19 protein-coding genes and 1 pseudogene are annotated in these 25027 nt (G+C 57.6%); 13 read left to right on the top strand and 7 right to left on the bottom strand.

Annotation, left to right across the window (positions count from 1 at the left end; genetic code table 11):
* Nucleotides 1–112: 112 nt before the first annotated feature.
* The 7 genes from VIZ63_RS15580 (at nt 113) to rfbB (ending at nt 11676) form a co-directional block, all read left to right on the top strand.
* The gene (locus VIZ63_RS15580; RefSeq protein ID WP_331610594.1) at nt 113–3292 is read left to right on the top strand and encodes a CotH kinase family protein; all 3180 of its coding nucleotides are present in this window, start codon (nt 113–115) and stop codon (nt 3290–3292) included.
* Between the two features lie 148 nt (nt 3293–3440).
* Nucleotides 3441–5078, top strand: coding sequence for a glucose-6-phosphate isomerase (gene pgi, locus VIZ63_RS15575; protein WP_331610593.1), 1638 nt, complete (start codon nt 3441–3443; stop codon nt 5076–5078).
* A gap of 231 nt (nt 5079–5309) precedes the next feature.
* Nucleotides 5310–8219: an SLBB domain-containing protein gene (locus tag VIZ63_RS15570; RefSeq protein WP_331610592.1), complete on the top strand. Its 2910-nt coding sequence runs from the start codon at nt 5310–5312 to the stop codon at nt 8217–8219.
* Between the two features lie 32 nt (nt 8220–8251).
* Nucleotides 8252–9142, top strand: coding sequence for a glucose-1-phosphate thymidylyltransferase RfbA (gene rfbA, locus VIZ63_RS15565; protein WP_331610591.1), 891 nt, complete (start codon nt 8252–8254; stop codon nt 9140–9142).
* Nucleotides 9143–9162: 20 nt separating this feature from the next.
* The gene (gene rfbC / locus VIZ63_RS15560; protein ID WP_331610590.1) at nt 9163–9711 is read left to right on the top strand and encodes a dTDP-4-dehydrorhamnose 3,5-epimerase; all 549 of its coding nucleotides are present in this window, start codon (nt 9163–9165) and stop codon (nt 9709–9711) included.
* Nucleotides 9708–10580, top strand: a complete 873-nt coding sequence (rfbD, locus tag VIZ63_RS15555; protein WP_331610589.1) for a dTDP-4-dehydrorhamnose reductase — start codon at nt 9708–9710, stop codon at nt 10578–10580. Before rfbC ends, rfbD begins: the two co-directional genes overlap by 4 nt.
* Nucleotides 10573–11676 carry a dTDP-glucose 4,6-dehydratase gene (gene rfbB, locus VIZ63_RS15550; protein WP_349261203.1) on the top strand — a complete coding sequence of 368 codons (1104 nt, stop codon included), beginning with the start codon at nt 10573–10575 and terminating at the stop codon, nt 11674–11676. Before rfbD ends, rfbB begins: the two co-directional genes overlap by 8 nt.
* A gap of 423 nt (nt 11677–12099) precedes the next feature.
* On the opposite strand, the pseudogene VIZ63_RS15545 reads toward rfbB, so the two are convergent.
* Nucleotides 12100–13313, bottom strand: a pseudogene (locus VIZ63_RS15545) (IS110 family transposase).
* Nucleotides 13314–13555: 242 nt separating this feature from the next.
* On the opposite strand from VIZ63_RS15545, the gene VIZ63_RS25435 reads away from it, so the two are divergent.
* From VIZ63_RS25435 to VIZ63_RS25670, 6 genes are all read left to right on the top strand, one after another.
* Nucleotides 13556–13795 (top strand): hypothetical protein, encoded by a 240-nt coding sequence (locus VIZ63_RS25435; RefSeq protein WP_349261205.1) that lies wholly within the window; start codon nt 13556–13558, stop codon nt 13793–13795.
* Nucleotides 13796–13891: 96 nt separating this feature from the next.
* Nucleotides 13892–15001 carry a GDP-mannose 4,6-dehydratase gene (gene gmd, locus VIZ63_RS15540; RefSeq protein WP_331610588.1) on the top strand — a complete coding sequence of 370 codons (1110 nt, stop codon included), beginning with the start codon at nt 13892–13894 and terminating at the stop codon, nt 14999–15001.
* A complete protein-coding gene (fcl, locus tag VIZ63_RS15535) occupies nt 14994–15938 on the top strand; it encodes a GDP-L-fucose synthase (protein WP_331610587.1) in 945 nt (314 codons plus the stop codon). The genes gmd and fcl overlap by 8 nt, the downstream gene beginning before the upstream one ends.
* Nucleotides 15939–16497: 559 nt before the next feature.
* Complete coding sequence (locus tag VIZ63_RS15530) at nt 16498–16959, top strand: hypothetical protein (RefSeq protein ID WP_331610586.1); 462 nt, start codon at nt 16498–16500, stop codon at nt 16957–16959.
* A gap of 58 nt (nt 16960–17017) precedes the next feature.
* On the top strand, nt 17018–17929 hold the full coding sequence (locus tag VIZ63_RS15525; protein WP_331610585.1) for a Wzz/FepE/Etk N-terminal domain-containing protein: 912 nt from the start codon (nt 17018–17020) through the stop codon (nt 17927–17929).
* A 255-nt stretch (nt 17930–18184) separates the two neighbouring features.
* Nucleotides 18185–18292: a hypothetical protein gene (locus VIZ63_RS25670; protein WP_414703804.1), complete on the top strand. Its 108-nt coding sequence runs from the start codon at nt 18185–18187 to the stop codon at nt 18290–18292.
* 112 nt (nt 18293–18404) lie between these two features.
* On the opposite strand, the gene VIZ63_RS15520 is transcribed toward VIZ63_RS25670, so the two are convergent.
* The 6 genes from VIZ63_RS15520 to VIZ63_RS15495 all read right to left on the bottom strand — a co-directional run bounded on the left by VIZ63_RS15520 (nt 18405) and on the right by VIZ63_RS15495 (nt 24876).
* Nucleotides 18405–19160 (bottom strand): glycosyltransferase family 2 protein, encoded by a 756-nt coding sequence (locus VIZ63_RS15520; RefSeq protein ID WP_331610584.1) that lies wholly within the window; start codon nt 19158–19160, stop codon nt 18405–18407.
* Nucleotide 19161: 1 nt separating this feature from the next.
* Nucleotides 19162–19728, bottom strand: a complete 567-nt coding sequence (locus VIZ63_RS15515) for a class I SAM-dependent methyltransferase (protein ID WP_331610583.1) — start codon at nt 19726–19728, stop codon at nt 19162–19164.
* Nucleotides 19725–20861 carry a glycoside hydrolase family 99-like domain-containing protein gene (locus VIZ63_RS15510; protein ID WP_331610582.1) on the bottom strand — a complete coding sequence of 379 codons (1137 nt, stop codon included), beginning with the start codon at nt 20859–20861 and terminating at the stop codon, nt 19725–19727. Before VIZ63_RS15510 ends, VIZ63_RS15515 begins: the two co-directional genes overlap by 4 nt.
* 672 nt (nt 20862–21533) lie before the next feature.
* The gene (locus tag VIZ63_RS15505; RefSeq protein ID WP_331610581.1) at nt 21534–22847 is read right to left on the bottom strand and encodes a hypothetical protein; all 1314 of its coding nucleotides are present in this window, start codon (nt 22845–22847) and stop codon (nt 21534–21536) included.
* A 116-nt stretch (nt 22848–22963) separates the two neighbouring features.
* Nucleotides 22964–24076, bottom strand: a complete 1113-nt coding sequence (locus VIZ63_RS15500) for a glycosyltransferase family 1 protein (protein WP_331610580.1) — start codon at nt 24074–24076, stop codon at nt 22964–22966.
* Complete coding sequence (locus tag VIZ63_RS15495; protein ID WP_331610579.1) at nt 24073–24876, bottom strand: class I SAM-dependent methyltransferase; 804 nt, start codon at nt 24874–24876, stop codon at nt 24073–24075. Before VIZ63_RS15495 ends, VIZ63_RS15500 begins: the two co-directional genes overlap by 4 nt.
* Between the last annotated feature and the right edge of the window lie 151 nt (nt 24877–25027).

Below are 25027 nucleotides of genomic sequence, written 5' to 3'. Positions count from 1 at the left end.
AATTGAAACCACAAGAATTCTCAGGCGGAGACGTGGATAGGACTGGCCGCTGAAGGCACCACCGTCTGGTCAATCAATGGCGAATTCGGGAAATTTCTCAGGTCATCTCACCATGAAGAAATCTACTACCAGCGCATTGTTCGTCTTGGTATTTATTTTGTCCGGGTGTTCCTCGACATCAGATTCCACTGCACGAGTGGCGTCGATCACGCTATCCGCCGACACCGACGTCATTGAGCTGGGATCTCCTGTCAGTTTCACTGCGAAGGCGGTCGACGCCGACGGTGCTGTGTTACCTGGGGTCAGGATTAAATGGCGCTCCAGTCATCCCGAAATCGGATCGATCGGTCAGTATGGGGTGGCTAGAGGGATCGCGATTGGAGCAACCGAGATCTCGGCGAGCGTGGGGAATGTAGTGAGCCCTTCAGTTCAGCTGGCGGTAGTGGCACCGGATTTCATCACTGGTGTCATCGCCACCAATGTTCCGCTCCCGAATGCGACAGTGACGCTCAGTGATTCGAAAGGTCGACAGGTCACTGGTAACAGCGACTCAATGGGATATTACTCTCTGCGTACCTCCACGCTGAGCCCACCCTATCTGGTCAGTGTTCAATGGCCAGATACATCACGAATTCTGTACGGTATCAGTACGGACCCGACGGTAGGTGGAACCATCGACGTCACGCCGTTTACCGATGTCATCGTGCGGTCGTTGTTGGGTGCATGCGGCACGACACCCGAAGTTGCCATGTCGTCACCGCGCGACCGGTGTCACTCAGCCTCTGGTCTCAAGGTCATCAGCAACGCATTCGGCCAGGCGACTCAGTTCTGGCTCAAGCGGCAGGGGCTGACTAAAGTTGAGTTCAGTCTCATTGATGCGTCGTTGGAAGAAACCGGTCGTCTGCTGGCCCTTATTCAGCATAGCCCGGGCGCGGACTTGACCTTGGCAAGCGAGGGCTTAGTGCAGGAAGTGAGTCTGGAAACGTCGGCGATCGATTCTACGCTTGTGATTCACAGCAAAATTTCCGGAGCGGGAGGAGCTACCAGAAGTAGCTACAGGACGTTCGTCCCTGTGATCGCGGAGGCCCAGCAGGCCATTGAGAGTGTCTTCGCCGTGGTCAACCAATTGACGCAAGTTGTTCGTGAGAAGAGGGGCGATCTTGCGGCGGATGACGTCGCATCGGTCCTGCCAGAAACGTTCCTGCACGATGGCTTGAATCGGGAACAGTTCGCCGCGCTGAAAGCGACCACCTATCGGGGCGCGGATCTGGGTTGCCGGGTAACAGGTATCGGAAGCATCGATTGGGTGGACGGGCGTTTGGAGACGCTCGTGATCTGCCAAGTTATCAGAGATGAAGGCACTGTCGCGGAAACACTGCAGTACACGTTTACGCGGTCAGCACATGGCTGGGTTCTGTCGGGCAACGATCGTCCCGCGCGATTGGCCATTTCGGCCGAAGTCGTGTATCCGCAAGGGGCCGAGTCGGGCGCCGTTGTCTACCGCGTCCGGGCGAGTGCTGCAGCGACCGAATCAACTGTTGATGGCGTCAGCATCGCGGATGGAGCAGGTGACGTTTACACAATGCAGAAGTCGGGTTCTAGGTTCACGACACTGGAGCCCGAACCCGAAAAGTACGCGGTGCTCACTCGCGATCTGTTCCGCGCGGATGTGGTTCGTGGCCTCGAATCGCCGTCAGAAGAGATCGCCTACGATTTCGAGGTGCAAACGCGGGATGGCATGACATCGACTCATAGGCTGATCACGAGTTCAATTACTACCGAGACGGTTTCGATTACGAACATGGCTGGCACGACGCCAGCAGAAGCGCGCCTTGGAAGGTCGTTACATGTCGGCTGGACGCTGCCGACGACTTTCGGAGTCGCTTCGATCCGTATCGAGGGGGAAGTCTTCTCCGGCAGTGGAGAAAATGTAGAGCAATGCAGTGTTCGGCCCGTGCCGCTGGCCGCTACTGCCAGCAACGGTGCTGTGACGTTCCCTGATTCCTGTGATGGACGCACCGTCAATCGCGTCGTTCTGCGTGTCGTTATCATCGGTGATGAGGGTCAGCACACTACGGCCGCGTACTCGTTCGTCGCGCCTGTCGACCCTTCGACGTTTCATCCGCAAGTTATGGATTTGCCGATCCTCCGCCTCGAGACGGAAGATAGACAGCCGGTGGTCAGCAAGGACAACTATCTGAGGGCCCGGATGACGCTCGAACCGAATGGACATGATGTCGCGGCTTTCGATGGGCAACTGCAGATCAAGGGGCGGGGGAATACGACCTGGGGTATGCCCAAGAAGCCCTATCGTCTGAAGCTTGATGCGAAAAGCGCCCTGTTCGGGATGCCTTCCAGCAAGGATTGGGTATTGCTGGCCAACTATTCCGACAAGTCGCTTCTGCGCACGCGGGCTGCCTTCGAGCTGGGCGAACGCGTGGGAATGGTTTGGACACCGCACTCGACTTTTGTAGAAGTCTTTCTCAACGACGAATACATTGGTGCTTATCAACTGTCACAGAACATCAAGGTGGCGAAGGATCGCGTGAATATCGACGAGATCGATGAGAGCGTAGCGGCTGGTGAGGAACTCACCGGGGGATACCTGATGGAAGTAGACGCCCGGTTGGACGGGGCAGCATATTTCACTTCGTCGATGGGTGTGCCGATCGTGTTCCAAGGGCCCGAGGAACCCAACGTCGAACAGTTCGCATATGCCGAAAATTACATAAACCAGTTTGAGGCCGCCTTGTCGAGCACGAGCTTCGCTGATCCGTCGATCGGCTATGCCGGGCATATTGATGTTGATGCTTTTATCCGCTGGTATTTGGTGAACGAGCTCTTCAAGAACAACGATGCCGTGTTGTTCAGTAGTTGCTGGTTGTACAAACCCAGGGGCGAAAAGCTCGCAATGGGGCCGCTATGGGACTTCGACATCTCTGCAGGGAACATCAACTACAACGGAAACGATATTCCAACTGGTTGGTGGGTTCGTAATGGTGTTTGGTTTGCCCGCTTGCTGGACGACGCGGCGTTTGTTCAGCGGGTACGTGAGAAGTGGGTCGACATGAGGGGCGACGAAATTCCTGCACTATTCGATTCCATCAAAACTCAGGCAGCTATGCTTCAGCAGGCCCAAGTGAACAATTTTCAACGATGGCCAATCTTGGAGACTCTTGTTTGGCCGAATGCCGTGGCCACCGGTTCCTATGCAGGCGAGGTGGAGTACCTGAGGTCATGGCTGGAGACGCGCGTTAAATGGATGGACGGGCAGTTGCTCGAATCTCCATGACGCGATTGGCGGCTTCTTAGGAGCAAATCCATCGGCCATCAATCTGGAATAGCCGGTTCGGCATCATTCGCATCTTTGCGTAGAATCCGCCTCGTCGCCTCTGACACGGACTTCTCCGTACTATGGGGCCTTTCCGGAGTGACGGACGATGGTGAAGGTTACGACGACGAAAGAGTGGCTGGCGTTGGCAAGCCACTCGAAAGTAATGGCAAAGAAACACCTGCGCGAACTCTTTGCCGCCTCGCCCGATCGTTTCGATAAATTTTCTCGCTGCGGGCTCAACATGCTCTTCGATTTTTCGAGGCAGCGCGTCATCGAGGAAACGATAGTGCTGCTCCTCGATTTGGCAGAAGCTATGTCATTACGCAGTCGTATCGATGCCATGTTCTCAGGCGAGAGGATCAATACCACCGAGAATCGGGCCGTCCTTCACGTGGCATTGCGCAATCGTTCGGACCGCCCCATCTTCGTCGATGGCGCCGATGTCATGCCGCAGATTCGAGCCAGCCTGGACAAGATGCGCAACTTCGTCGATGGCGTGCATGGCGGCCGGATCCACGGAGCAACCGGCAAGCCCTTCACTGACATCGTCAACATCGGCATCGGCGGTTCCGATCTCGGCATCGTCATGGCCACGGAAGCGCTCGCGCAGTTCCGCAACCGCAACTTGCGTCTTCACTGCGTCTCCAACGTCGATGGCGTGCAGCTCGCCGACACGCTCGAGAAAGTCGATCCCGCGCGCACGCTATTCGTCGTGTGTTCAAAGACATTCACGACGCTTGAGACGCTGACCAACGCCAAGCTCGCACGACAGTGGATCGTCGATCATCTGGGCGAGGGTGCCCCCGCGCGTCACTTCGCTGCGGTGTCCACCAATGCGAAGGCCATGGACTCGTTCCTGATCCCGCCGCAGAACCGCTTCACGATGTGGGATTGGGTCGGAGGTCGCTACTCACTGTGGTCCGCGGTAGGTTTATCGATTGCGCTGGCCCTCGGGATGGATCAGTTTGAATTGATGCTAGAAGGCGCATTTGAAATGGATGAGCATTTCCGCACGGCACCATTCGACAGGAACCTGCCTGTCCTGATGGGACTGCTGGCCGTATGGAATAGGAATTTTCTTGCCATGGATTCGCTTGCGGTCCTCCCCTACGACCAGCGACTGCACCGATTCCCAGCCTATCTGCAGCAGTTGCAGATGGAGTCGAATGGCAAGTCAGTCACCCTTGAAGGTGATCCTGTCGATTACGATACCGGCGCGGTGATCTGGGGCGAACTCGGTTCAAACGCCCAGCACTCTTTTTTCGAACTGCTGCATCAGGGCACTGCGCGCGTCGCGATGGATTTCATCGCACCCGTGAACGCCTCCAGCCGATTTCAGGAGCAGCAGAACCTGGCGCTCGCCAATTGCTTCGCTCAGATGCAGGCATTTGCCTTCGGGCAGGACGCGGCGCAGATCCGAGCCGATCTCGAGGCAAAGGGTGTTGCGGAGCCTGAAATCGCGCGCCTGACTCCGCACAAGCTGCATCCGGGAAATCGTCCCAGCAGCCTTATCCTTTTCCCGCGACTGGGTCCGAAAACCTTGGGACGGTTGATTGCGCTCTACGAGCACAGTGTGTTTACCCAAAGCGTCATTTGGGGAATCAACGCGTTTGACCAGTGGGGTGTTGAGTTGGGGAAGAAGCTGGCGGATTCGTTGGCGCCGGCGGTAGAGAATCCTACGAACCCCCCGGTGGATGCTGGTCTCGGCGGCCTCTTGGAGCATGTAGCGAAGTGGCGAGCTTGAATCACTGAGGGTGAGCCGTTAAGGCATGTCCCAGCGCGCTTAGGTGAGGCACGATTTGTTGGGGAGGAGCGACACATTAGGGATGCGCCTCTGAGGAGGGTTCCGAGCTTTCCTGAATCCTCAGTGAATACTTGCTGCCAAACCTTCCCGATTTTTCATCGCGTTACGGAATCTGTCTGTGTAAACTTCCGGCCCTCGTCGCAGGGACTAGAGATTAAAAAGCGACTCCTGATGCTCAGATTCAATCGTTCCAGCCTTTGCTCAGGGTTGGTCACATTCTTTGTGCTTTGCGCGTGCACGGGCTTTCTGCCTGTCGTTCAGGCCCAGACGCCATCTGCCGGGCAAATCGAAGTCTTTCAAAATCTGTCGCCAGAGCAGCAGCGATCCATTATGGACTCGATGGGTGGTTCAGGGCGTTCATCAACCGGCAGTCGGCCACGCGCTGATAGTCCGTTGGATTTTCCTCAGACCGTACAGCCGCGCCGTACCGGTGACAAAGAAGAGGGAGACGAGCAACGCGTTGAGCGCGAACCACGGCTAAAAGGTGACGACACGATTCTCCTGTCACTCGAATTGCGAAAGTTTCAACGCTCGACCGAACAGGAGCGCCTGGATCGGGAACTTCGAAACAGGGCTGCTGGCGTGACGGGGTCTGGTCGCCAACCGACGATACCTGGTCAGGCTCAGAACATTCCAACCGCAGCTGAGTCGCAGAAGTCGCAGGATGCGTCCAAAGAAATTCAGCGAACGGAAGACGAGATCGAACGGCTCGAGGACTTCCGCACGCGTGTCCTGCGCCGCAATCCGTACAAACTGGATAAGTGGGGCATTCTGACCGTACCCGAATTGGGGCCGATTCCTTTATCGGGACTGACCGTCGAAGAGGCTCGTCAACGTTTGTCTGCGGAGCCGATGCTCAGCGATTTTCACGTTGATGTGCTGCGATTACCGCTGAGGCCGATCGGGACTGAGTCTCTGAAGCCATTCGGTTACGACTTGTTCGCCGGCATCGCGTCCACGTTCGCCCCCGCTACCGACATTCCTGTGCCAGCCGAGTACATCGTCGGCCCAGGCGACACCCTCGAAGTCCAATTGACGGGTAATACCAAAGGGCGCCATAGCCTGGTCGTGGGGCGCGACGGACGGATCAACTTTCCCGAGTTGGGTCCGATTGCTGTCAGCGGGCGCCACTTTACCGAAGTTCGATCGATGCTGGAGGAGCGCGTCAACGAGCAGATGATCGGGACCCAGGCGAGTATCGGTATCGGCGAACTGCGATCGATTCGTGTATTCGTGCTTGGCGACGCTGAAACCCCGGGGTCATATACGGTCAGTGGGTTGTCGACCATTACGAATGCGCTCTTCGTCAGCGGCGGGGTGAAGAAGATCGGTTCGCTGCGCAACATCGAGCTCAAGCGCAACGGCAGTACCGTCACCAAGCTTGATCTATATGATCTTCTCCTGAAGGGTGACACGAGAGCCGACGCTCGCCTGTTGCCCGGCGACGTTATTTTCATTCCGTCGGTTGGGGCAACGGTTGGGCTTTCCGGCGAGGTGCGTCGTCCCGCGATATACGAGATCAAAGACGAGACGACGGCGCAGCAGCTCATCGCGCTCGGTGGAGGCCTGACACCGGAGGCCGATTCGAAACTTGCTACGCTCGAACGAGTGAACGATCAGCGTCAGCGAGTCACGCTTGACGCGGACCTGTCGCGGTCCGCGCTTCCGTTACGCAGCGGCGACGTGCTCAGGGTGCCGGCGATTCGGCCAGTCCTTGAGGACTCGGTTTCCATGTCTGGATATGTTTACCGCCCGGGTGATTTCCAATATCGGCCAGGCATGCGACTTACTGACCTGCTGCCAAGCGTGGACGACCTGCGCCCTAACGCCGATCAGCACTACATCCTTATTCGTAGAGAACTGCCGCCGGACCGGCGGATCACGGTGTTCTCCGCTGATCTTGCCAAAGCGATCGATGCGCCGGGTTCGGCAGCAAATTTCGAGCTCGCGCCGCGCGATAGGGTTTTCGTCTTCGACATGGAGTCAGGCCGCGATCGAGTCATAGATCCGTTGATGCGCGAGCTTCGCTTGCAGTCCGGTATCGATGAACCGACGCGAGAAGTGAGTGTGGCGGGCAAGATCAAGATTCCGGGAAAGTATCCGTACGAGCCGGGAATGCGTGTGTCGGACCTCCTGCGTGCGGGCGGAACTCTGGACGAGTCTGCTTACGGTGGTCAGGCGGAGCTGACGCGTTACGTGGTGGAAGGTGGACAGGCTCGTAAGGCTGAACTCATCGATATCGACCTGCGACGTGTGATCGAAGGGGACGCATCGGCGAACCTCGCGTTGCAGCCTTTCGACTACCTGGTCATCAAGGAAGTGCCGCTTTGGGCGACGCAGGAGGAGGTTGAGATTCGGGGTGAGGTTAAGTTCCCTGGCCGATACCCAATTCACCGTGGTGAAACTCTGCGATCCGTAATGGAACGCGCTGGTGGAGTGACCGACTTGGCCTTTGTTCCGGGCAGCGTCTTTACGCGCGTTGAACTCAAAGAGCGGGAACGCAAGCAGATCGAGACGTTGGCGAATCGAATGCAATCTGATGTGGCGCAGTTCTCCCTTCAGACTGCGCAAGAGACTGGCAAGGACGCAGGGCAGGCGCTGGCCATCGGTCAATCCTTGTTAGCCGATTTGCGAGATGCCAAGCCAGTGGGTCGTCTTGTCATCAATCTCAACGACTCGATGACGGCGGAGCGGGGATCGCAGTACGACATCATTCTGAAAGACGGTGATAGGCTTCAGGTTCCTCGAATTACTCAGGAAGTCACCGTTATAGGCGAGGTGCAGAGTGCAACTTCGCACCTCTACGATCCTTCTCTGAGCCGCGACAGTTATATACAGCAGAGCGGTGGTTTAACCTCTCGGGCGGATGATGATCGCATCTACGTAGTTCGGGCTGATGGCAGCGTAGTTACCGGCGCGGGGAAGTCCTGGTTTAGTAGCGGGCAGGTGGATATTCGTCCCGGTGATACGATCGTTGCGCCGCTCGATACGGAACGTATGCGGCCATTGCCATTCTGGACTGCAGTGACGACCATCATTTACAACTTGGCGATCTCGGCTGCGGCGGTGAATTCCTTCTAGCCGTTCGCCAGAGTTAGGCGGTGACGATTCGAATGAGTACGTTGAAGGGAATCATTTTGGCGGGAGGATCCGGTACGCGCCTGCACCCGGTCACGCTCGGGGTTAGTAAGCAGCTGCTGCCCGTCTACGACAAGCCGATGATCTACTATCCCCTGTCGACACTGATGATGGCCGGCATCCGCGAGATCCTCGTGATTTCGACGCCCACAGATCTGCCGCACTACCGTCGTCTGCTGAATGATGGCCGTAAGTGGGGCATCTCCATCGAGTATCGCGAGCAGCCAAGTCCCGACGGCCTCGCGCAAGCCTTCACCATCGGTCGCAGTTTCGTCGGCACGGGGCCTGCCGCGTTGGTGCTCGGCGATAACATCTTTTACGGACATGGACTGCCGGACCAACTACGTGCGGCAGCCAGCCGACGTCACGGCGCCACGGTGTTCGCTTACCACGTCAAGGATCCCGAGCGATATGGTGTGGTCGACTTCGACGAATTCGGCAAAGCCCTGTCGATCGAGGAAAAGCCCGTACATCCAAAATCGAATTTCGCAGTTACCGGTCTGTATTTCTTCGACAACGAAGTACTTGACATCGCTGCGACGCTCAAGCCCTCAGGACGTGGTGAGTACGAAATCACCGACGTGAACGCTGAGTATCTTCGCCGGGGTACACTTAGCGTCGAGCGACTGGGGCGGGGCGTGGCGTGGCTCGATACCGGTACTCACGAATCCTTGCTGCAGGCGTCGATGTTCATCGAAGCCATTGAATCGCGCCAGGGACTGAAGGTGAGCTGTCCCGAAGAGATCGCGTTCCGCGAGGGTTACATCGACGCGGAGCAACTGGAGCGGCTTGCCAAGCCACTGGCGAAAACAGCTTACGGCGCCTACCTCCAAGGTCTGTTGCGCGAAGCCACCTCTGTACGTTGATTGCCGCCAAGGATTGCTTCGTGGAATTCGTTCGCACGCAAATACCAGATGTCGTTCTGATCAAGCCCGCAGTTCACGGTGACGCACGTGGGTTCTTCATGGAAACCTGGCACCAGCGGAAATTTTCCGAGGCGGGTATCCCGTCAACATTCGTGCAGGACAATCATAGTCGCTCTGCCAGGCATATCCTGCGCGGTCTGCACTATCAGATCCGGCAACCCCAAGGAAAGCTCGTGAGAGTTGTCGTCGGGGCGGTTTTCGATGTGGCAGTCGACATGAGGAGATCATCGCCGACCTTCGGTCACTGGGTCGGCGCCGAATTGTCTGCAGAGAACCGCCACATGCTGTGGGCGCCTGCAGGTTTCGCACATGGCTTCCTGGTGCTGAGCGATGTCGCAGACTTCGTCTACAAGTGCACTGATTTCTGGGCGCCAGAGCACGAGCGATCGCTTCTGTGGAACGATGAAGACCTAGGCATCGACTGGCCATTGCCCATCTCGGCGCAGCCGCGCTTGTCTGGTAAGGATGCGGCTGCTCCAAGGTTCAGGGATGCGGAGTATTTCGAGTGAGGGTGCTGATCACCGGGGCAGGAGGGCAGGTCGGTCGTGCGTTGTCTCGATTGGCACCCCCGGACGTGACGGTTTTGCCCTGTACGCGGACAGAATTGGACTTGGCTGATGAACGAACCGTCAGGTCCAAGGTTGTGGCGTTGCGGCCGGATCTCTTGATCAATGCGGCCGCATACACGGCAGTCGATAAGGCCGAATCAGACGCAGAAGCAGCTCGCCTGATCAATACAGATTCCGTTCGCTGGCTTGCCGAGGAGATAGCCGCGCAACCTGCCTCCAGAATGCTCCACATCTCCACGGACTTCGTGTTCGATGGCAAGACATCAACTCCCTACGCTCCGGGCGCGACGACCGCGCCGCTTAGTGTGTACGGGCAAACGAAGCTCAACGGCGAGCAGGCTGTGTCGGACGTGCTCGGATCGCGCGGCCTGGTGCTCCGCACCAGTTGGGTCTATGACGCCTCCGGCCGCAACTTCGTAAACACTATGCTGCGATTGATGCGAGAAGGACGGCCGTTGCGAGTCGTGGCTGACCAGGTCGGCACACCAACGGCCGCGGATTCGATTGCGACGGTCTTGTGGCAGCTCGTACGCCGCACTGATCTTTCCGGCGTTTGGCACTGGACCGACGCGGGAGTCGCCAGCTGGTATGACTTTGCAGTGGCCATAGGAGAGGAAGCAGAGCTGCTAGGCCTAGTAAGGAGCCATGTCGATGTTGCGCCTATCGCGACTCCTGACTATCCCACGGCAGCAAGGCGTCCGGCCTTCAGCGTGCTCGACAGGCGCGCGACGGTGGAGGCGCTGGATATCGTTCCGGCACACTGGCGTCAACAACTGCGCCGGGTAATGAAGGAGATTGCGTTTGGGTAGGTTATTGGTGACTGGTGGAGCCGGGTTCATCGGCGCGAACTTCGTAAATTACTGGATCGGACAGCATCCGTCGGATCAGGTCATAGTTCTCGACGCGCTGACCTACGCCGGCAATCTCGCCAGCCTGCAGTCCGTGCTTCAGGGCGGTCGCGCCACATTCGTGCGCGGTGATATCCGCGATACACAGTTCGTCGAGAAGCTCCTGCGCGAAAATGATGTCGATACGCTGGTGCATTTTGCGGCCGAGTCGCACGTGGACCGGTCGATCGTGGGTCCGGATGTTTTTATCGAAACCAATGTGGTTGGTACGCATTCACTGCTCAAGGCAGCGCGAAAGGTCTGGTTGGACGAAAAGAAATGCTCGCATCGCTTCCATCATGTTTCCACTGACGAGGTGTATGGATCGTTGGGGGCGACGGATCCAGCATTCACTGAATCGACGCCAAGCGCGCCAAATTCCCCCTACGCTGCGAGCAAGGCCGCCTCGGATCATCTCGTCCGCGCTTACCACCACACCTATGGACTGCAAGTAACGACGAGCAATTGCTCGAACAACTACGGGCCGCTGCACTTTCCGGAGAAGCTGATCCCGTTGATGATAGTGAACATCCTCGCAGGCAGATCACTGCCGATTTACGGTGACGGCAGGAACGTACGTGATTGGTTGCATGTCAGCGATCACTGCAGAGGCATCGAACAGGTACTGTTGAGCGGTATTCCTGGTGAGGTCTACAACATTGGTGGTCGCGCCGAGCGCGAGAATATCGATCTGGTCAGAATGCTCTGCCGCATCGCCGATGAGACGTTCAGGAACAGGCAGGATCTGATTGGACGCTTTCCCGATTCGCCACCTGCCAAGGAGCGCGCGGCCGATACGCTCATCACCTTTGTCGCCGATCGCCCCGGCCACGACCGCCGCTACGCGATAGACTGCGGCAAGATCGAACGCGACCTGGGGTTCCGGCCGGCCTACTCGATCGAAGAGGGTTTGCGCCAGACGTTTGAGTGGTACATTGACAATGAAGTCTGGTGGCGCGCCATCATGGATGGCAGCTACCGCGAATGGATCGCCGCAAATTATTCGGCTCGACAATAGCCGCGTTCGTTGGAGTTGATCTTCGGTGTGGCGGGAGAGTATGTAGATCGATAAATCGGGTAGCTGAATCCGCGAGTGGCACGCGTTGGCGTTGCACGCCGAAACGATACGCAATCTGCATCTCAGGGATTTGTGTAAGGATACTGACCGCTTCCCGCGGTTCTCCCGTACAGAAGTAAATCTGCTGCTCGACTTTTCGCGTCAGCGTGTCACCGGTGAGACGCTGGACCTGCTGAAGAATCTGGCGCATGCCCGCGGACTGCGCGCCGCATCGATGCGATGTTCGCAGGTGAGAAGATCAATACGACGTAGAATCGCGCGGCGCTGCTCTCGCGCTTGCCAAAACGCTTCGCCCAGATCCAGGCCTTTGCCTTCGGGCAGGACGCGGCGCAGATCCGCACTGGCCTTGCAAGGGGGGTGCCTCTATGTTGTTGTCAACGGGTTTTCTCCTTGCGGCGGGCGGTATAGCGCCCCGTCCCGAAGCCTGGCGAACAAGACATCACAGCGCCGGCGAGCGAGCGCGATGAGGGCCTGATTGTGGCGTTTGCCTTGGCTGATCTTACTAGCGTAGTCCGCCCTCGAGATGAGATCTCGCAGCGCTGCGAAGGCCGACAGGAACAGCGCGCTTCAGCCGTTTGTTCCCCCGCCTGGACGGATGCTCACCACGTATGGAAACCGGAGCGTCGCGTGACGGGCGCAAGACCTGCGTAGGCCGCCCGGTGAGCGGCCGAGGCGAACGCTCGAGTGGCTACATCGATCAGGAGTCGGGCGGCGGTCCTGATGCCGACTCCTGGCATGCTGGTCAGGACCGGATGAAGAGGGTGTGCAAGTACCCGTTGCTCGACTTCTAGGGCAACGTCCTCGCGCTGACGACGCAGCGCCGCCAGTTGCTGTGCGAGGCGCGGCAGGACGATGGTGGCGGCTTGCGTACCGAGCACCACGACGGTTTGTTCCGAGAGCGCCTGGATGATCTGGGCAGCCCAGGTCTTGCCGACGCGCGGAGCAAGTTTGGTGAGGCGGTTGGCGAGCTGCTTCTCGCTCATTGCGGCGAGCTGCGCAGGCGAGGGATAGCGCTCGATCAGATCGAGCATCGCCGGATGATCCAAATGCGGACCGACGATGCGCTCCAACGCCGGATGGATCAGGGTCAGCAGGCCTCGGATGCGATTGCTGGTCTGGGTGATCTGGCCGGCCAGATCATCATCGAAGCCGCACAGCATCGTCAGCTCGGCGGCGTCATGGTCGGCAAGCTTCAGCGAGCGCAGCGTGTGCGGCAGACTGCGAGCAGCCTCGGCGATGATGTAGGCATCGCGCGCGTCGGTCTTGGCTTCACCCGCGTGCAGGTCAGCGATACGCCGCATGGCGAGCCCCGGCAGGTATGCGACCAGCGCACCTTCATCGCGTGCGACAGCGACGGGCAGCGCGCCCACGGTGGCGGGTTGATCGGCCACGAGCAGGACGGGGCCATGCTCTTTGAGCTTGGCGATCAGTGCTCGCAGTTTGGCTTCATCGTTCGGCAGAGCACTGTCGAGCAGTCGCTTGCCAGCGCGGTTCAATGCGACGGCATGATGCGCTCCCTTGCCAACGTCGACGCCGACGAAGACTTGGATGGCTTCATGCTGATCGAGGTCAGTCATGTGTACTCCTGAGATTGACACGGTCGGCCAGCGACACATGGCGACTGATCTCGGCATCCACGTTACGAGCGACCTCGGAATGACTCCGGACCCAGCCCCTATTAGCGATCATCAGCCGCCGACCAGACTCGGTGACAACCCCCCCCCGGATCATGGGCGACTGGGGGCTTGAATCATGCCGGGCCTGGCTGGCCGATCCAGGATAACTGGGGATGCGAAGAAGGTAACGGGGCGAGTCCGAGATCGGTCGCCTGATTCCGCACAACCTGGATAAGGGGAATCGCCCTGCCACTCTCATTCTCATTCTCATTCTTCTCGCGCTGAGGGTGCCTAAGACTCTCGGCCGCCTGATCGTGCTGTACGAGCACAATATGTTTGCGCAGAGCGTCATTTGGGGAATCAACGCCTTGGGGAGAAGTTGGCGGATTCGCTGGCGCTGGCGGGGGAAGATCCGGGCCAGGCTGCACCTGATGCGCCCCTGAGGGCCTTGCTTGAACAAGTGATCAGGTGGCGCAGCTGAGGTTGAAGTCGAGAGAGGAATCAGTGTGCGGGAGCTGGTAGCATCGCGGCCCACTGATATGTATCAAGCTGAGGCAGAAGTGGTCAAAAAGGCGTTAGTGACAGGGATTACTGGTCAGGACGGTGCTTATCTGGCTGAGTTGTTGCTTGAGAAGGGTTACGAAGTACACGGTATCAAACGACGCGCTTCGCTTTTCAACACCGACCGCATAGACCATCTGTATCAGGATCCGCATGACCGCAATGTGCGGCTGAGATTGCATTACGGCGATCTCACGGATGCGACCAATCTGATCCGTATCATTCAGATGGTGCAGCCGGATGAGATTTATAACCTCGCCGCGCAAAGCCATGTGGGGGTGTCGTTCGAGACACCTGAGTACACGGCGAACTCGGACGCTCTCGGCACACTGCGTATCCTGGAGGCGATCCGTATCCTCGGGCTAGAAAAGAAGACGCGCTTCTACCAAGCATCCACTTCCGAGATGTTCGGCAAGGTGCAGGAAATTCCCCAGAAGGAGACGACGCCGTTCTATCCGCGGTCACCTTACGGCGCCGCCAAAGTGTACGCCTACTGGATCACGGTGAACTACCGTGAGGCGTATGGGCTATACGCGTGCAACGGAATCCTCTTCAATCACGAGTCTCCGCTGCGAGGCGAAACGTTCGTCACCCGCAAGATCACGCGCGGACTGGCGCGAATCAAAGAAGGTCTGCAGGATTGTTTGTACCTTGGGAATCTGGATTCCTTGCGCGATTGGGGTCACGCGCGCGACTACGTCAAGGCGCAATGGTTGATGCTGCAACTAGCACAGGCCGAGGACTTCGTCATCGCAACTGGTGAACAGCACTCCGTACGGGAGTTCGTCACTATTGCCGGTGCACGATTAGGAATGGACATTGAATGGCGCGGTAACGGCGTTGAAGAGCAGGGCGTGGACGCGACAACCAGTCGAACGATTGTCAAAGTGGACCCGCGCTACTTCCGGCCGACGGAAGTAGATACCCTGCTGGGAGACCCTGCCAAGGCAAAGCAGAAACTTGGCTGGGTAGCGGAAGTCAGTTTCCAGCAGCTTGTTGACGAGATGATTGATGCGGATCTGGAATCCGCCAAGCGTGACTCGTTGATAGCGCGAGAAGGCTTCAAGACGTATCGATATCATGAATAAAGACGCGAGCATTTTTGTTGCCGGGCATCGTGGGCTGGTCGGCGGTGCTTTGGTTCGCAGGCTCAATGCCGAAGGATTCACTCGGCTCATCACGCGAAGCAGTTCGGATCTCGATCTGCGAAATCAGACCGCCGTCGAGGATTTCTTTTGTATCGAGCGCCCTGAGTACGTTTTCCTGGCGGCAGCCAAGGTTGGCGGAATCCATGCCAACGATACGTGTCCGGCCGATTTTATTCGCGACAATCTGCTGATTCAGGCGAACGTCATTGACTCCGCCTACCGCAACGGCGCCCGCAAGCTGCTGTTTCTCGGATCCAGCTGCATTTATCCGAAACTTGCGCCGCAGCCGATGCCGGAGAGCTGTCTGCTCACAGGTCCGCTCGAGCCAACTAATGAGTGGTACGCGATCGCCAAAATCGCGGGGCTGAAAATGTGTCAAGCCTACCGCCGGCAGCACGGCTTCAATGCCATCTCCGTCATGCCGACGAACCTTTACGGGCTAGGGGACAATTTTGATCTACAGAATTCCCATGTACTGCCCGCGTTGTTGCGAAAGTTTCACGAGGCAAAGCAGCGTGGGGATAAGGTTGTTGCTGTGTGGGGGACGGGTACGCCGCGTCGCGAGTTCCTGCATGTCGACGACCTTGCGGATGCCTGCGTCTTTCTGATGCGGGGGTACGACGCTGAGGAACTTATCAATGTCGGCTGGGGCAAGGACATTTCCATACGGGAACTTGCCGAGCTTATGGCTCGGATAACAGGATTCAACGGGCAGCTGGAATTCGATGCGAGCAAACCAGACGGGACCCCTCGCAAATTGCTCGACGTCACCAGACTGACCGCAGCGGGCTGGACACCGCGAATCGAGTTGTCTGAGGGAATTGGATCGACGTACGAGTGGTTCAGAAGCCACAATCGGGAGCTCCGGGTGGGCTAATGGACGGGACTGCAGGGAACCTCCGGCATGTGAACCCTGAACGACCCCCGTCGGCCTAGCGTTCCGCCCGTGCCTGTCTGGCTTACGCACACACTTTCCGGCCTGATTTTCCATCGCGCTCCACAGTTGAGCTGTGTAAACTGCCGCCCCTCGTCGCAGGGACTAGAGCAAAAAAAGCGACTCCTGATGGTCAGATCTACTCGTTCCGGCCTATGCATGTGGCGGGCTGTATTTCTTGTGCTGTGCGCCTCTACGGGCCTGGATTCCGCCGCTGTTGTCCAGGCTCAGACGCCATCGGCTGAGCAGATCGAGGTTTTCCAGAACCTCTCCCCCGAGGCAATCATGGAGTCCATGGGCGGCGGGCGGTCATCTGCGGGCAGCCGACCTCGTGCCGATCGTCAGCTGGATTTTCCGCGGACTGTGCAGCCCACTCGCACGGATGAGATGCGGGAAGACGCGGATCAACGGGTTGAGGGCGAACTTCGCCTTAAGAGCGACGACACTGTGCTGTTGTCCCTGAAAATCCGCAAGTTTCAGCGTTCGACGGAGCGGGAGCGTCTTGATCGAGAGCTTCGCAGTAACGCCAACGGGGGGCCTCGGTATTGGGCGCCAGCCCAGTATTCCGGGGCAGGTCCAAAGCGCTGCGCAGTCTCAGGAGAATCCGGAAGAGACGGATCAGCGCAAGGAAATCGAGCGTGCGGAAGACGAGGTCGAGAGATTCGAGGATTTTCGCGTTCGTTTACTGCGTAGCAACCCGTACAAGCTCGAAAAGTGGGGGATCCTGAATGTGCCTGAGCTCGGGTCTATTGCACTGTCGGGTCTAGCTGCTGGCCCGTCAGCCAGCGTTGCGATCAGCGGCGAGAAGGCATGGTTCAGCGGCGGCCGAGTAGAGATCAAGCCGGGCGACACGATCGTTGCGCCGTTCGATACGGAGCGCATGAGGCCGCCTCCGTTCTGGTCGGCAGTGACCTCGATCGTTCGCAGCTTGGCTATTTCGGCGGCATCTGTAAATTCGTTCTGATGGGCGCGGCGGATGCATGTCGTCCACCTGCGCATGATGGTGAGTTGCGGTAAGTCTTATGAGTCAGATCCACGAAGAGCGTACTCTGGATGGCGACGAGATCGACATGCGAGAACTCGTGGCGGCACTGTGGAAGCGGAAGTACGTAGTCGCGGCCGTGACCATCGTTTGCGGTCTATTGGCCTTCGGGTCCAGCTACCTGTTCAAGCGCAAGTACGAAAGTGCAGTGGTATTTGTGACGCTAACCGACGATGCGATGGGGGGGCAAGCCGGGGGGTTGGCCGCACTAGCTTCCCAAATTGGCGGGCTGGCGTCACTTGGTGGACTCTCGCTGTCAGGGAACGAGCGCAAGGCAGAGTACTTAGCCATCCTCCAATCTCAGGCTCTCATTGAGCGGTTCATTACGCAAAACAATCTGATGCCAGTCCTCTACGTCGATTCTTGGGACGAAGCGAGGAGTGCCTGGAAGGAGGCGGACCCTAAGCGTCAGCCAACGACTTGGAAGGCTATGCAGCGTTTCAAATCAGAGGTCATGCGACTGAACACCGTTAACAAGACTGGAATATCAACGCTTTCGATTTCCTGGTCAGATGCAAACGTTGGAGCGCGTTGGGCCAATGGATTGGTCGAAATGGCGAATGAGCATGTGCGAGCTAGAACAATCGCAGAGGCCGAGCTCAACGTGGCCTATTTGAATCGCCAGTTGACGAAGACTTCGGTGGTTGCGGTCCAGAACTCGATCAGTACCTTGCTCGAGAATCAGATCAAGAAGATTATGCTTGCGCAAGGCACGGATCAGTATGCGTTTCGCGTGATAGATCCTGCTCTCCCTCCAGAAAGAGCTTCCTTTCCGAAGCGGATCGTCTGGGGCGTCCTTGGCGCCTTCGTCGGTTTGATGGGGTCAATTGCGTTCGTGATCTTAGGAAGGGCCTGGCGTTACTGGAACCAGTATCCTGCACCGAGAGAGTGATCGGCGAGGTTTTTGGGCCAGATCTGCGATCGGGGCAGCTGTTCCCGTTGGTGCACATGATTGGGGGGCGAAGGATCTGAAGCACCTGCGTGCGACTTCCCGCGCCGACGCCAGCAGGGTGGTGCTCCACGCTCACCCTACAAGCATGTGCACTGATGGAAGAGCACAACGCCTGGGCGGCGTTGCGCGACAATACGCTGGGCATCTACTTGCGACCTTGGCGGCCGGAGGCCGAGGCGAAGATTCAAACGCTTCGTGCTGACTAGCGCTGATAAGGCCGTAAACTTGGCCAACGTGACGGGTGCGACTGGGTGCGCGACTGAGATGGTGATGGTCTCGGCGCTGACGCCGCTCTGGCACTAAGTTCATGGTTGTGTGCGTCTCGGTCACGTACTGGTGACGCACCCCGAGATGATCCGCTACTTCAGGACGATTCCCAGCGGCCCAGCCGGTGTGCTTCTTGGAGCCATTGGACTCAGAAGTTCCACAGGTATCTTGCGGCGCTCACCATATGCCAGCGCAAGTGCTTCATGCTCCGATGGCTTGCCCGTTGGGCGTCATGGACGACGGACAGCCGTGGCTGCAGCACAACGGACAAGCCTCGCTGCCTAAGGCGGGCACAGATGTCTACATCCTCGAAGTACATAAAGAAGCGTTTGTCATCGAAGCCATTGAGCGCTTGGAAGGCTTCCCGTCGGAACAACACAAACATGCCAGCGGCCCAATCGACTTCAATAGGTGCGTCGTTCCAACTGTAGTCTGGCTTGCGTTGGGCAAGCAGGAACCGTCGTGCGAGTCCCCAAGCGGTTGGAAATCGTCTGGCGCTGTCTTCAATCCGGCCGTCGGGCGACAGGATGACCGGAGCGACAGCGCCGACCCGAGATTTGCAGAACGGTTCCAGCAGTGTCTCAAGATCAAGCGACGAAATGCGGATGTCGGGATTCAGTACAGCGAAGTAGTCACCGTTGCTTTGCTCAAAAGCGGCGTTGTGATTAGCGCCAAAGCCCTTGCGAGTCGGATTGCGAATGATATGTATGGGAAATGGCTGCTCTCGGTATGCGGATTCGTCTTCGGGGATGTTGATTGTCACTAGAACTTCGAATTGCCTTGTTTCCAGTTTTGCCAAGTCCGACAGCAGCAACTTCACCAGCGCAATTTGTCCGTGGCTAACGATGGATATGGTGAGCCGGGGTTTTGCTGGCGACGCCAACCGAAGCTCATGGTCGGGCATTCTAGACACGGTCGAAAGCGCCATAGATGCAGTACTGGCGAACGTGGCGGCTGAGCCAGTTCGATTGGCCCAAGGGTGTGTAAAAGACATCTACCAACTGGAAGCCGTTACTGCCGACGCGATCAACCAACGATATTTCATCGTAGAAAACTTTGTGATCCGGATCCGAATGCCATCCACGTATACCTGGCACACCCACCAGCAGACGGCCGCTAGGGGGCAGGATGCGATGCACTTCATCGAGCAGTGGTGACGGTTCGATAATATGCTCCAGAACGTTGTCCAGTAAGACTGCTTGAAAGCTCCCATTGTCGAAAGGCAAATGATCCGGAGCCATAATTTGCGCGTCCAGCCCAAGTAAACGGCAATACGCCACTGCGTGTTCGTTGATGTCAACGCCCACACTGTTCGGCCGGTAAGCCAACATATCGCCAACGCCGCATCCCACGTCCAGTAGACGGCCATGTAGGCGAGCTATCAGTCTTGGATACAGTACTCGCCGTCGATACACATGGCCGATGCGAGAGCGTTGTCGCAAGTACTGAAAGTACTCGTCGTGTTGCGTCATGTGGACTCCAGGATGGCCGCTTGGTTGGACGCATGATCCAAGGTCATCAGCGCATCGATGTATCGAGTGCCGAGGTAGGCGCACGGCTCGATCGCGGCGCCTTCCGACCATTCGTTCCACGCATTAATAAGCGGTGGGACCGTGCTGTTCTGCGTTACGGCCGATCTAACCTGTTCGATCACGGCTTGTGGATCCAAATTTCCCAATGCCGTGAATCGGGCTTGATATCGCGGAGCATTGTTCCATCCGGGCGATATGACTTCTTGCTTGACCCCAGGTAAACGCGCTACGAAACGATTGCGCTCCTCACCGTGCCGATAACCAAGATAGTCTTCGACGCTAAAAGTTCTCCCGTTCTGTTGAAGGCTATCAGCAAGTGTCAGTATTTTTTGAGCAGACACTTCACCAACGACCTTCCTAACAAGGTCAAAAATCTGTTTCGTACGCGTACCGCGACTGGTTCGTCGGAAGCCAAAAAAAAGACGCGGTTCGAAGAGGTAGTTGATGTCCGTAAGAGAAGCCAGCGTAGCGTCGAAGGGGTTCTTGATGAATTGACCAACGGCAATTTCGCTACCATGACGCGCTAGGCAGTCACGGTAGCGTTCGATCAGGCGGTCAGGCTGATCGAAATGCGCCAAGTTGTACCAGACGAATAACGGTTTACCCTTCCATCGGAAATAGGACGGTTGGGCAAAACATTCCAGTAGATAGCGGCAATGGGCGGCAATCTGTTCGTCCGATGGATCATTGGTCAATGAGACGATCGACGATGAATCGCCCATCCAGCGGCGCGACCAGCCTTCGCTGGCCCAAATCAGAAACCAGGGCAGGCGCGGTTGATAGTCACTGCGAAGCAGCGTCTGCTCGAACGCAGGTAACTCTTGGTGACTGTAAAACCAGTAGTGATAGAGCGCCATGCCACCCAAGCGTGCTGCGATCATCTCCGCAATTTGTGCCTCGTGGATCGCAGGATCTGCTCCGTTGTAAAAGCCCCGACGAGGAGCGCGACGTTGCCATATGTCGTGACGGTTGGCATTCGCCACGAGAGACCAGTCAGTGAATCCATGGCCCCATGCGCGGTCGTTTGTAGGCGTGGGATAGAACTGAGGAAAATAGATTACGAACGGATTCATCTTGAAGAGCGGCCTCTGACGGTGCGCCAAGCGAGCAGCAACCATGAGGCCCAGGCTCCAACGTGTTTGCGCATAGTTGTGGGATACAGGCGCCAGAACAGCGGGTCGCGTGCCTGTTGAGTCGAAAAGCCTGCCCCTGAGTACCAGGTTAGCGGTCGAGGAATGTAGAGGATACTGGTCGTCCTGCTTCCGTCCCAAAGCAACCTGATGTTGAGGAGATGATCGGCCTGCACCTTCATTCGACGTAAGTAGGGACCATGTTTGTCATAGGCTTCGCGAGAGTAGATGATTCCCTGGTGACACAAATTGCGTATAAGCAGTCGCCAGCGAGAGGGCTGACCACTGTAGACGCCATTGGCCCCCCAGTAGACGTCAAAAAACAAAGCGTTGGGGCGCGATGACTCCAAGACTTCCAGCACATCTCTGAACACTGGCAAGACGATGTCATCCTTGCCTAGGAAATAGAGATACCGGCTTCGACTAGCTCTCGCACCGTCATTCATCGCGCCATAAATGCTCGCGTGCCGCTCCGGAATCAAGGTCTCATCGGGTAGCCATTGTCTGGCGGCCACAATCCGACCTGGAGGGAGAACCACGATGATCTCGCACGATCGAGGGTCAGGGCAAGCCAACCGAATTGAATCGACACAGCGCCGCAGCTCGGTGTCGGCTTCAAGCGCGGGAATGACGACGGTCAGAAGCGGAGGCGTGTTGATAGTCACGGGAAGGGCGCGCACGTCGGAAATATTGTTGGTCATACAGCCAAATCGCGGCGATGGCGACGACGACCAGGGGCATCACTACTTGAAACGCAAGAAAGTCCTGGGAGTACTGTTGCAACGCAATGATGGCGAAGGCGAGCAAGATCGCCTTCGTGGCGCTCCTTCGCAGTGTTCGAAGGACGATCCGGAAGAATGTAAATAGAACCCCCGCACCGCATGATGCGACAATCGCTGGTAGGGCGGCGTAACCAGGCGGTGAGTAGTAGACGATTAGCGCCATCAAGGACGCATTGGCGCCGTTGCCGGTTTCGAAACCAAAAAGCTCATCATACAGCAGTATGCCGAGAGGACTGTCGTGCGGCTGCGCACCAAAAATGGTTGCGAGTGAACGAAAACTTTCGACGATTAGCGAGGTTGTCAACGGGGCTACGGGCCGCTGATCAAACGCCAGCGCCCGGGCATCGTTGTTCAAGAAGAAACGGCTGAGCACGATGTCGAAAAACTCTTCCAGCCTTACTCCAAGAAAGTCAGCAATAACGATAGACGAGCCTACGACCAATGCGCAGCCGGCGATTGCAACGAAGACGACCGAGAACCGAGAAATCGGTGCACGTCGGTAGTCCACCAACGATGCAATGGACAAAAACCAGAGGAAGACGCCTCCCTTCGAACCCGCTAAGAGGGACAGGGTGAAGGTTAACCCTATCGCCACAGCGCCAGACATGCCAAGTCTGCCGGATTTAGTCAATCGGTTGGCAATTAGCGGAGCCTGCAGCGTTGAAACGAGGACTACGAAGTAAGTGAAGTACTTCGCGCTGGAGCTATCAGAGAGGTACTCGATGCGCGATCCCTCTGAGAAAAGCCCAAACCCCTGCGAAGTCACGATGGGCCACGAGGCCAACAATTGCAGCACGATCGAGATCCGGAGCAGCCGAGTCGTATCGACGCTCTCGATAAGCGCGGTGTTTTGGTACATGCGGACGAAGAGAGAGCAATAGAGAAGCAGAATCCAGAACTCGAATACGAATCCGGACACCATATCTGCACCAGCAACCCTTTGATCGCTGAAGGGTGCCACCACAAAGAATGCGGTGGCCATTGCCGGTGCATATTGATTCGCTATTGCGCGCCACCATAGGCGCGCATGACTGGTGAGGGCACAGGCGAGGACTGTTAGGCATACTGCCGCGATTGCAGTCAGCAGCTTGTGGCTGAGGATGAATTCGTAGATCACGTTGACCTGGTCTTTTTCGGAAGGTGGCATCGCGTGAGCTGCGTCCGGTTGCCACAACGGGCCCACGTTTCAAGCCGGAGTCGATACGCAGGACTCGGCGTGATGTCAACAGCGACAGGGCGTGGCCTGCAATGGAGATTTGCGCGTCATGCCGGCTGACTCAGGATGCGACGATAGAGAGCCAACGTTTCGAGTGCGCACCGGTCCCACGAAAAGGTTGTCGCGCGTCGGCGTCCGGCGGCCACGAGCCGATCGCGAGCTAGGTTGTCAAAGCAGGCCGATTCTAAGGCGCTGCGAGCTGCATCGACATCATCGGGAGGGAACATCAACGCCGCGGGCCCAACCACTTCCGGAATCGAACTCACGTCGGACGCGACGACCGGACACCCTGCTGCCATCGCCTCTAGAGGGGGAATGCCGAAGCCCTCGTACCGCGACGGGTAGACGAACGCGCGGGCGTGCCGGTACGCGCGGGCCAACTCGACGTCGGACCCCGACAAACGTACGACATTAGTAAGGGACAACCCTAAGCCGGTGATACGCTGCTGTTCGGTTGTTCCCAGCGGCGGCCCGCCAAACATGACCAAGTCGAATGATGCCCGTAGCGCGAGTGAGGACGCATATGCATTGAGGGCAAGGTCGAAGTTCTTGTACCCCCATCGGTTGCCTACATACAGGATGTATGGTCTAGCGTGTGGCGATACCTCGCCCAATGGAGCAGGTGCCGAGAATATTTCCGAGTAGCCGAGGTGCGTGACCGAGATCTTGCTGCGAGGAATTCCGAACAGGTGGACCAGGTCCGAAGCCGTCGACTCCGATATGCTGAGGATGTGATCGGCTTCGTCGAGACTACGCCGCTTGTCCTGGCTGGTCCGATCGCCCTTCGGATAGGTGCCAGCGAAGATCTCGTGAATCATGTCATAGACGGTAATCACCACAGGTGTCTTTCGCGGCCGCGGAAGCGGTGTGAAGTACGTGCGGTGGACAAGCGAGGGCGACAGTACACGCGTTATCGCAGGCGACAGCGCTCGATTGGTCGCCCGGTAGATGCGTTGGGTGTGTGGAAGTAGTGGAAGGTGCCATCCGATTCGCGGAGTGTTGCAGGCGGCCAGATAGTTGTTGAAATGCAATGGTGCGATCACCATCGATTCGAAGTCGCTTGCCTGCCGCACTCGCATGGCCAGTTCGCAGATGTAGCGTGAGATGCCACCGAACTGCTGCGATGCGAAGATCTGATAATCGTAGACGATTCGGTTCATGCTTGAGGAAGTCGCGGTTGACGATTTCGTCGCAGGGCCTCGAAGTCGGTCTGTATTCGAGGCTGCAAGTGACCTCGCGTGAAAAGCTTGGCCAGTCGCCTCATACGCTGCAACGGTAGCCATAGACGTGGCACGGGTGCTCGGGAGAACAAGTGCAACGAATGTCCGTCAGTTGCGTAGTGACAATTGAGCGCGCGTGCCATCCAGGCCAAGGTCTCGACGCGGAAGAAGCCAATGTGCTGGCCATGCTCCGGGCCGAGATACCACCAGTCGGGCCGCGGTCCGATGGAAGGCACGAGATCCGTGGAGACGAGCACTGCTGGCGCCTGTGCCATTAGCACCTTAAGTTCATCCAAGGGGTGTTCGATATGCTCAAAGACCTCGAACGCGGTCAGTAGGTCGGTGGCGGTATCGGTGTCGGTGGCCTCGAAACCCCGTGCCAACAGGTTCTTGCAATATTTGTCGCGCCACCTCGCGTCGACGCCCGCGTCGCGCAGAAGGCGCACGAGAATGCCGTATCCACCAGCGTGGTCGATCATCCTGCCTCGCAGCTTTCCCAGTGCGCTGAGGGTCATGAGCACCCGCTGTACGTTCAGTTGATTGCGCCACATGATCCCGGTGTCTACATCGTTGATCGCTGAAGCGTAGGCTTGTTTCAGCCAATGGGGCGCTTCGGTCTGGAAATAGCCGCAACGGGGGCAGTCGAAGTAGGCCACATCGTGGTCGAGAACCCGAAGGCGGAAGGTGAAGCTGCTATCGCCGCCGCAGACTCGGCACGGCGCTTGATTGGGAGCGCTCATGGAGTCTTCACCACAACGGCCCAGACGCGTCGCAGGCCGCGCTTGGTCCGGGCGAGACTTATGCGCAGTTGGTCGATTCCGAATACGCGGAGGCTGGTCCATCTATCGGCAAACCTATGGCCGTGAATAACCGTCGGATGCCGCAGAGGAT

It is taken from the genome of Povalibacter sp. (genome assembly GCF_036520495.1).
GTDB lineage: Bacteria > Pseudomonadota > Gammaproteobacteria > Steroidobacterales > Steroidobacteraceae > Steroidobacter.
Note: the sequence above shows the minus strand (reverse complement) of the source record. Positions and strands in the feature narration are given on the sequence as shown.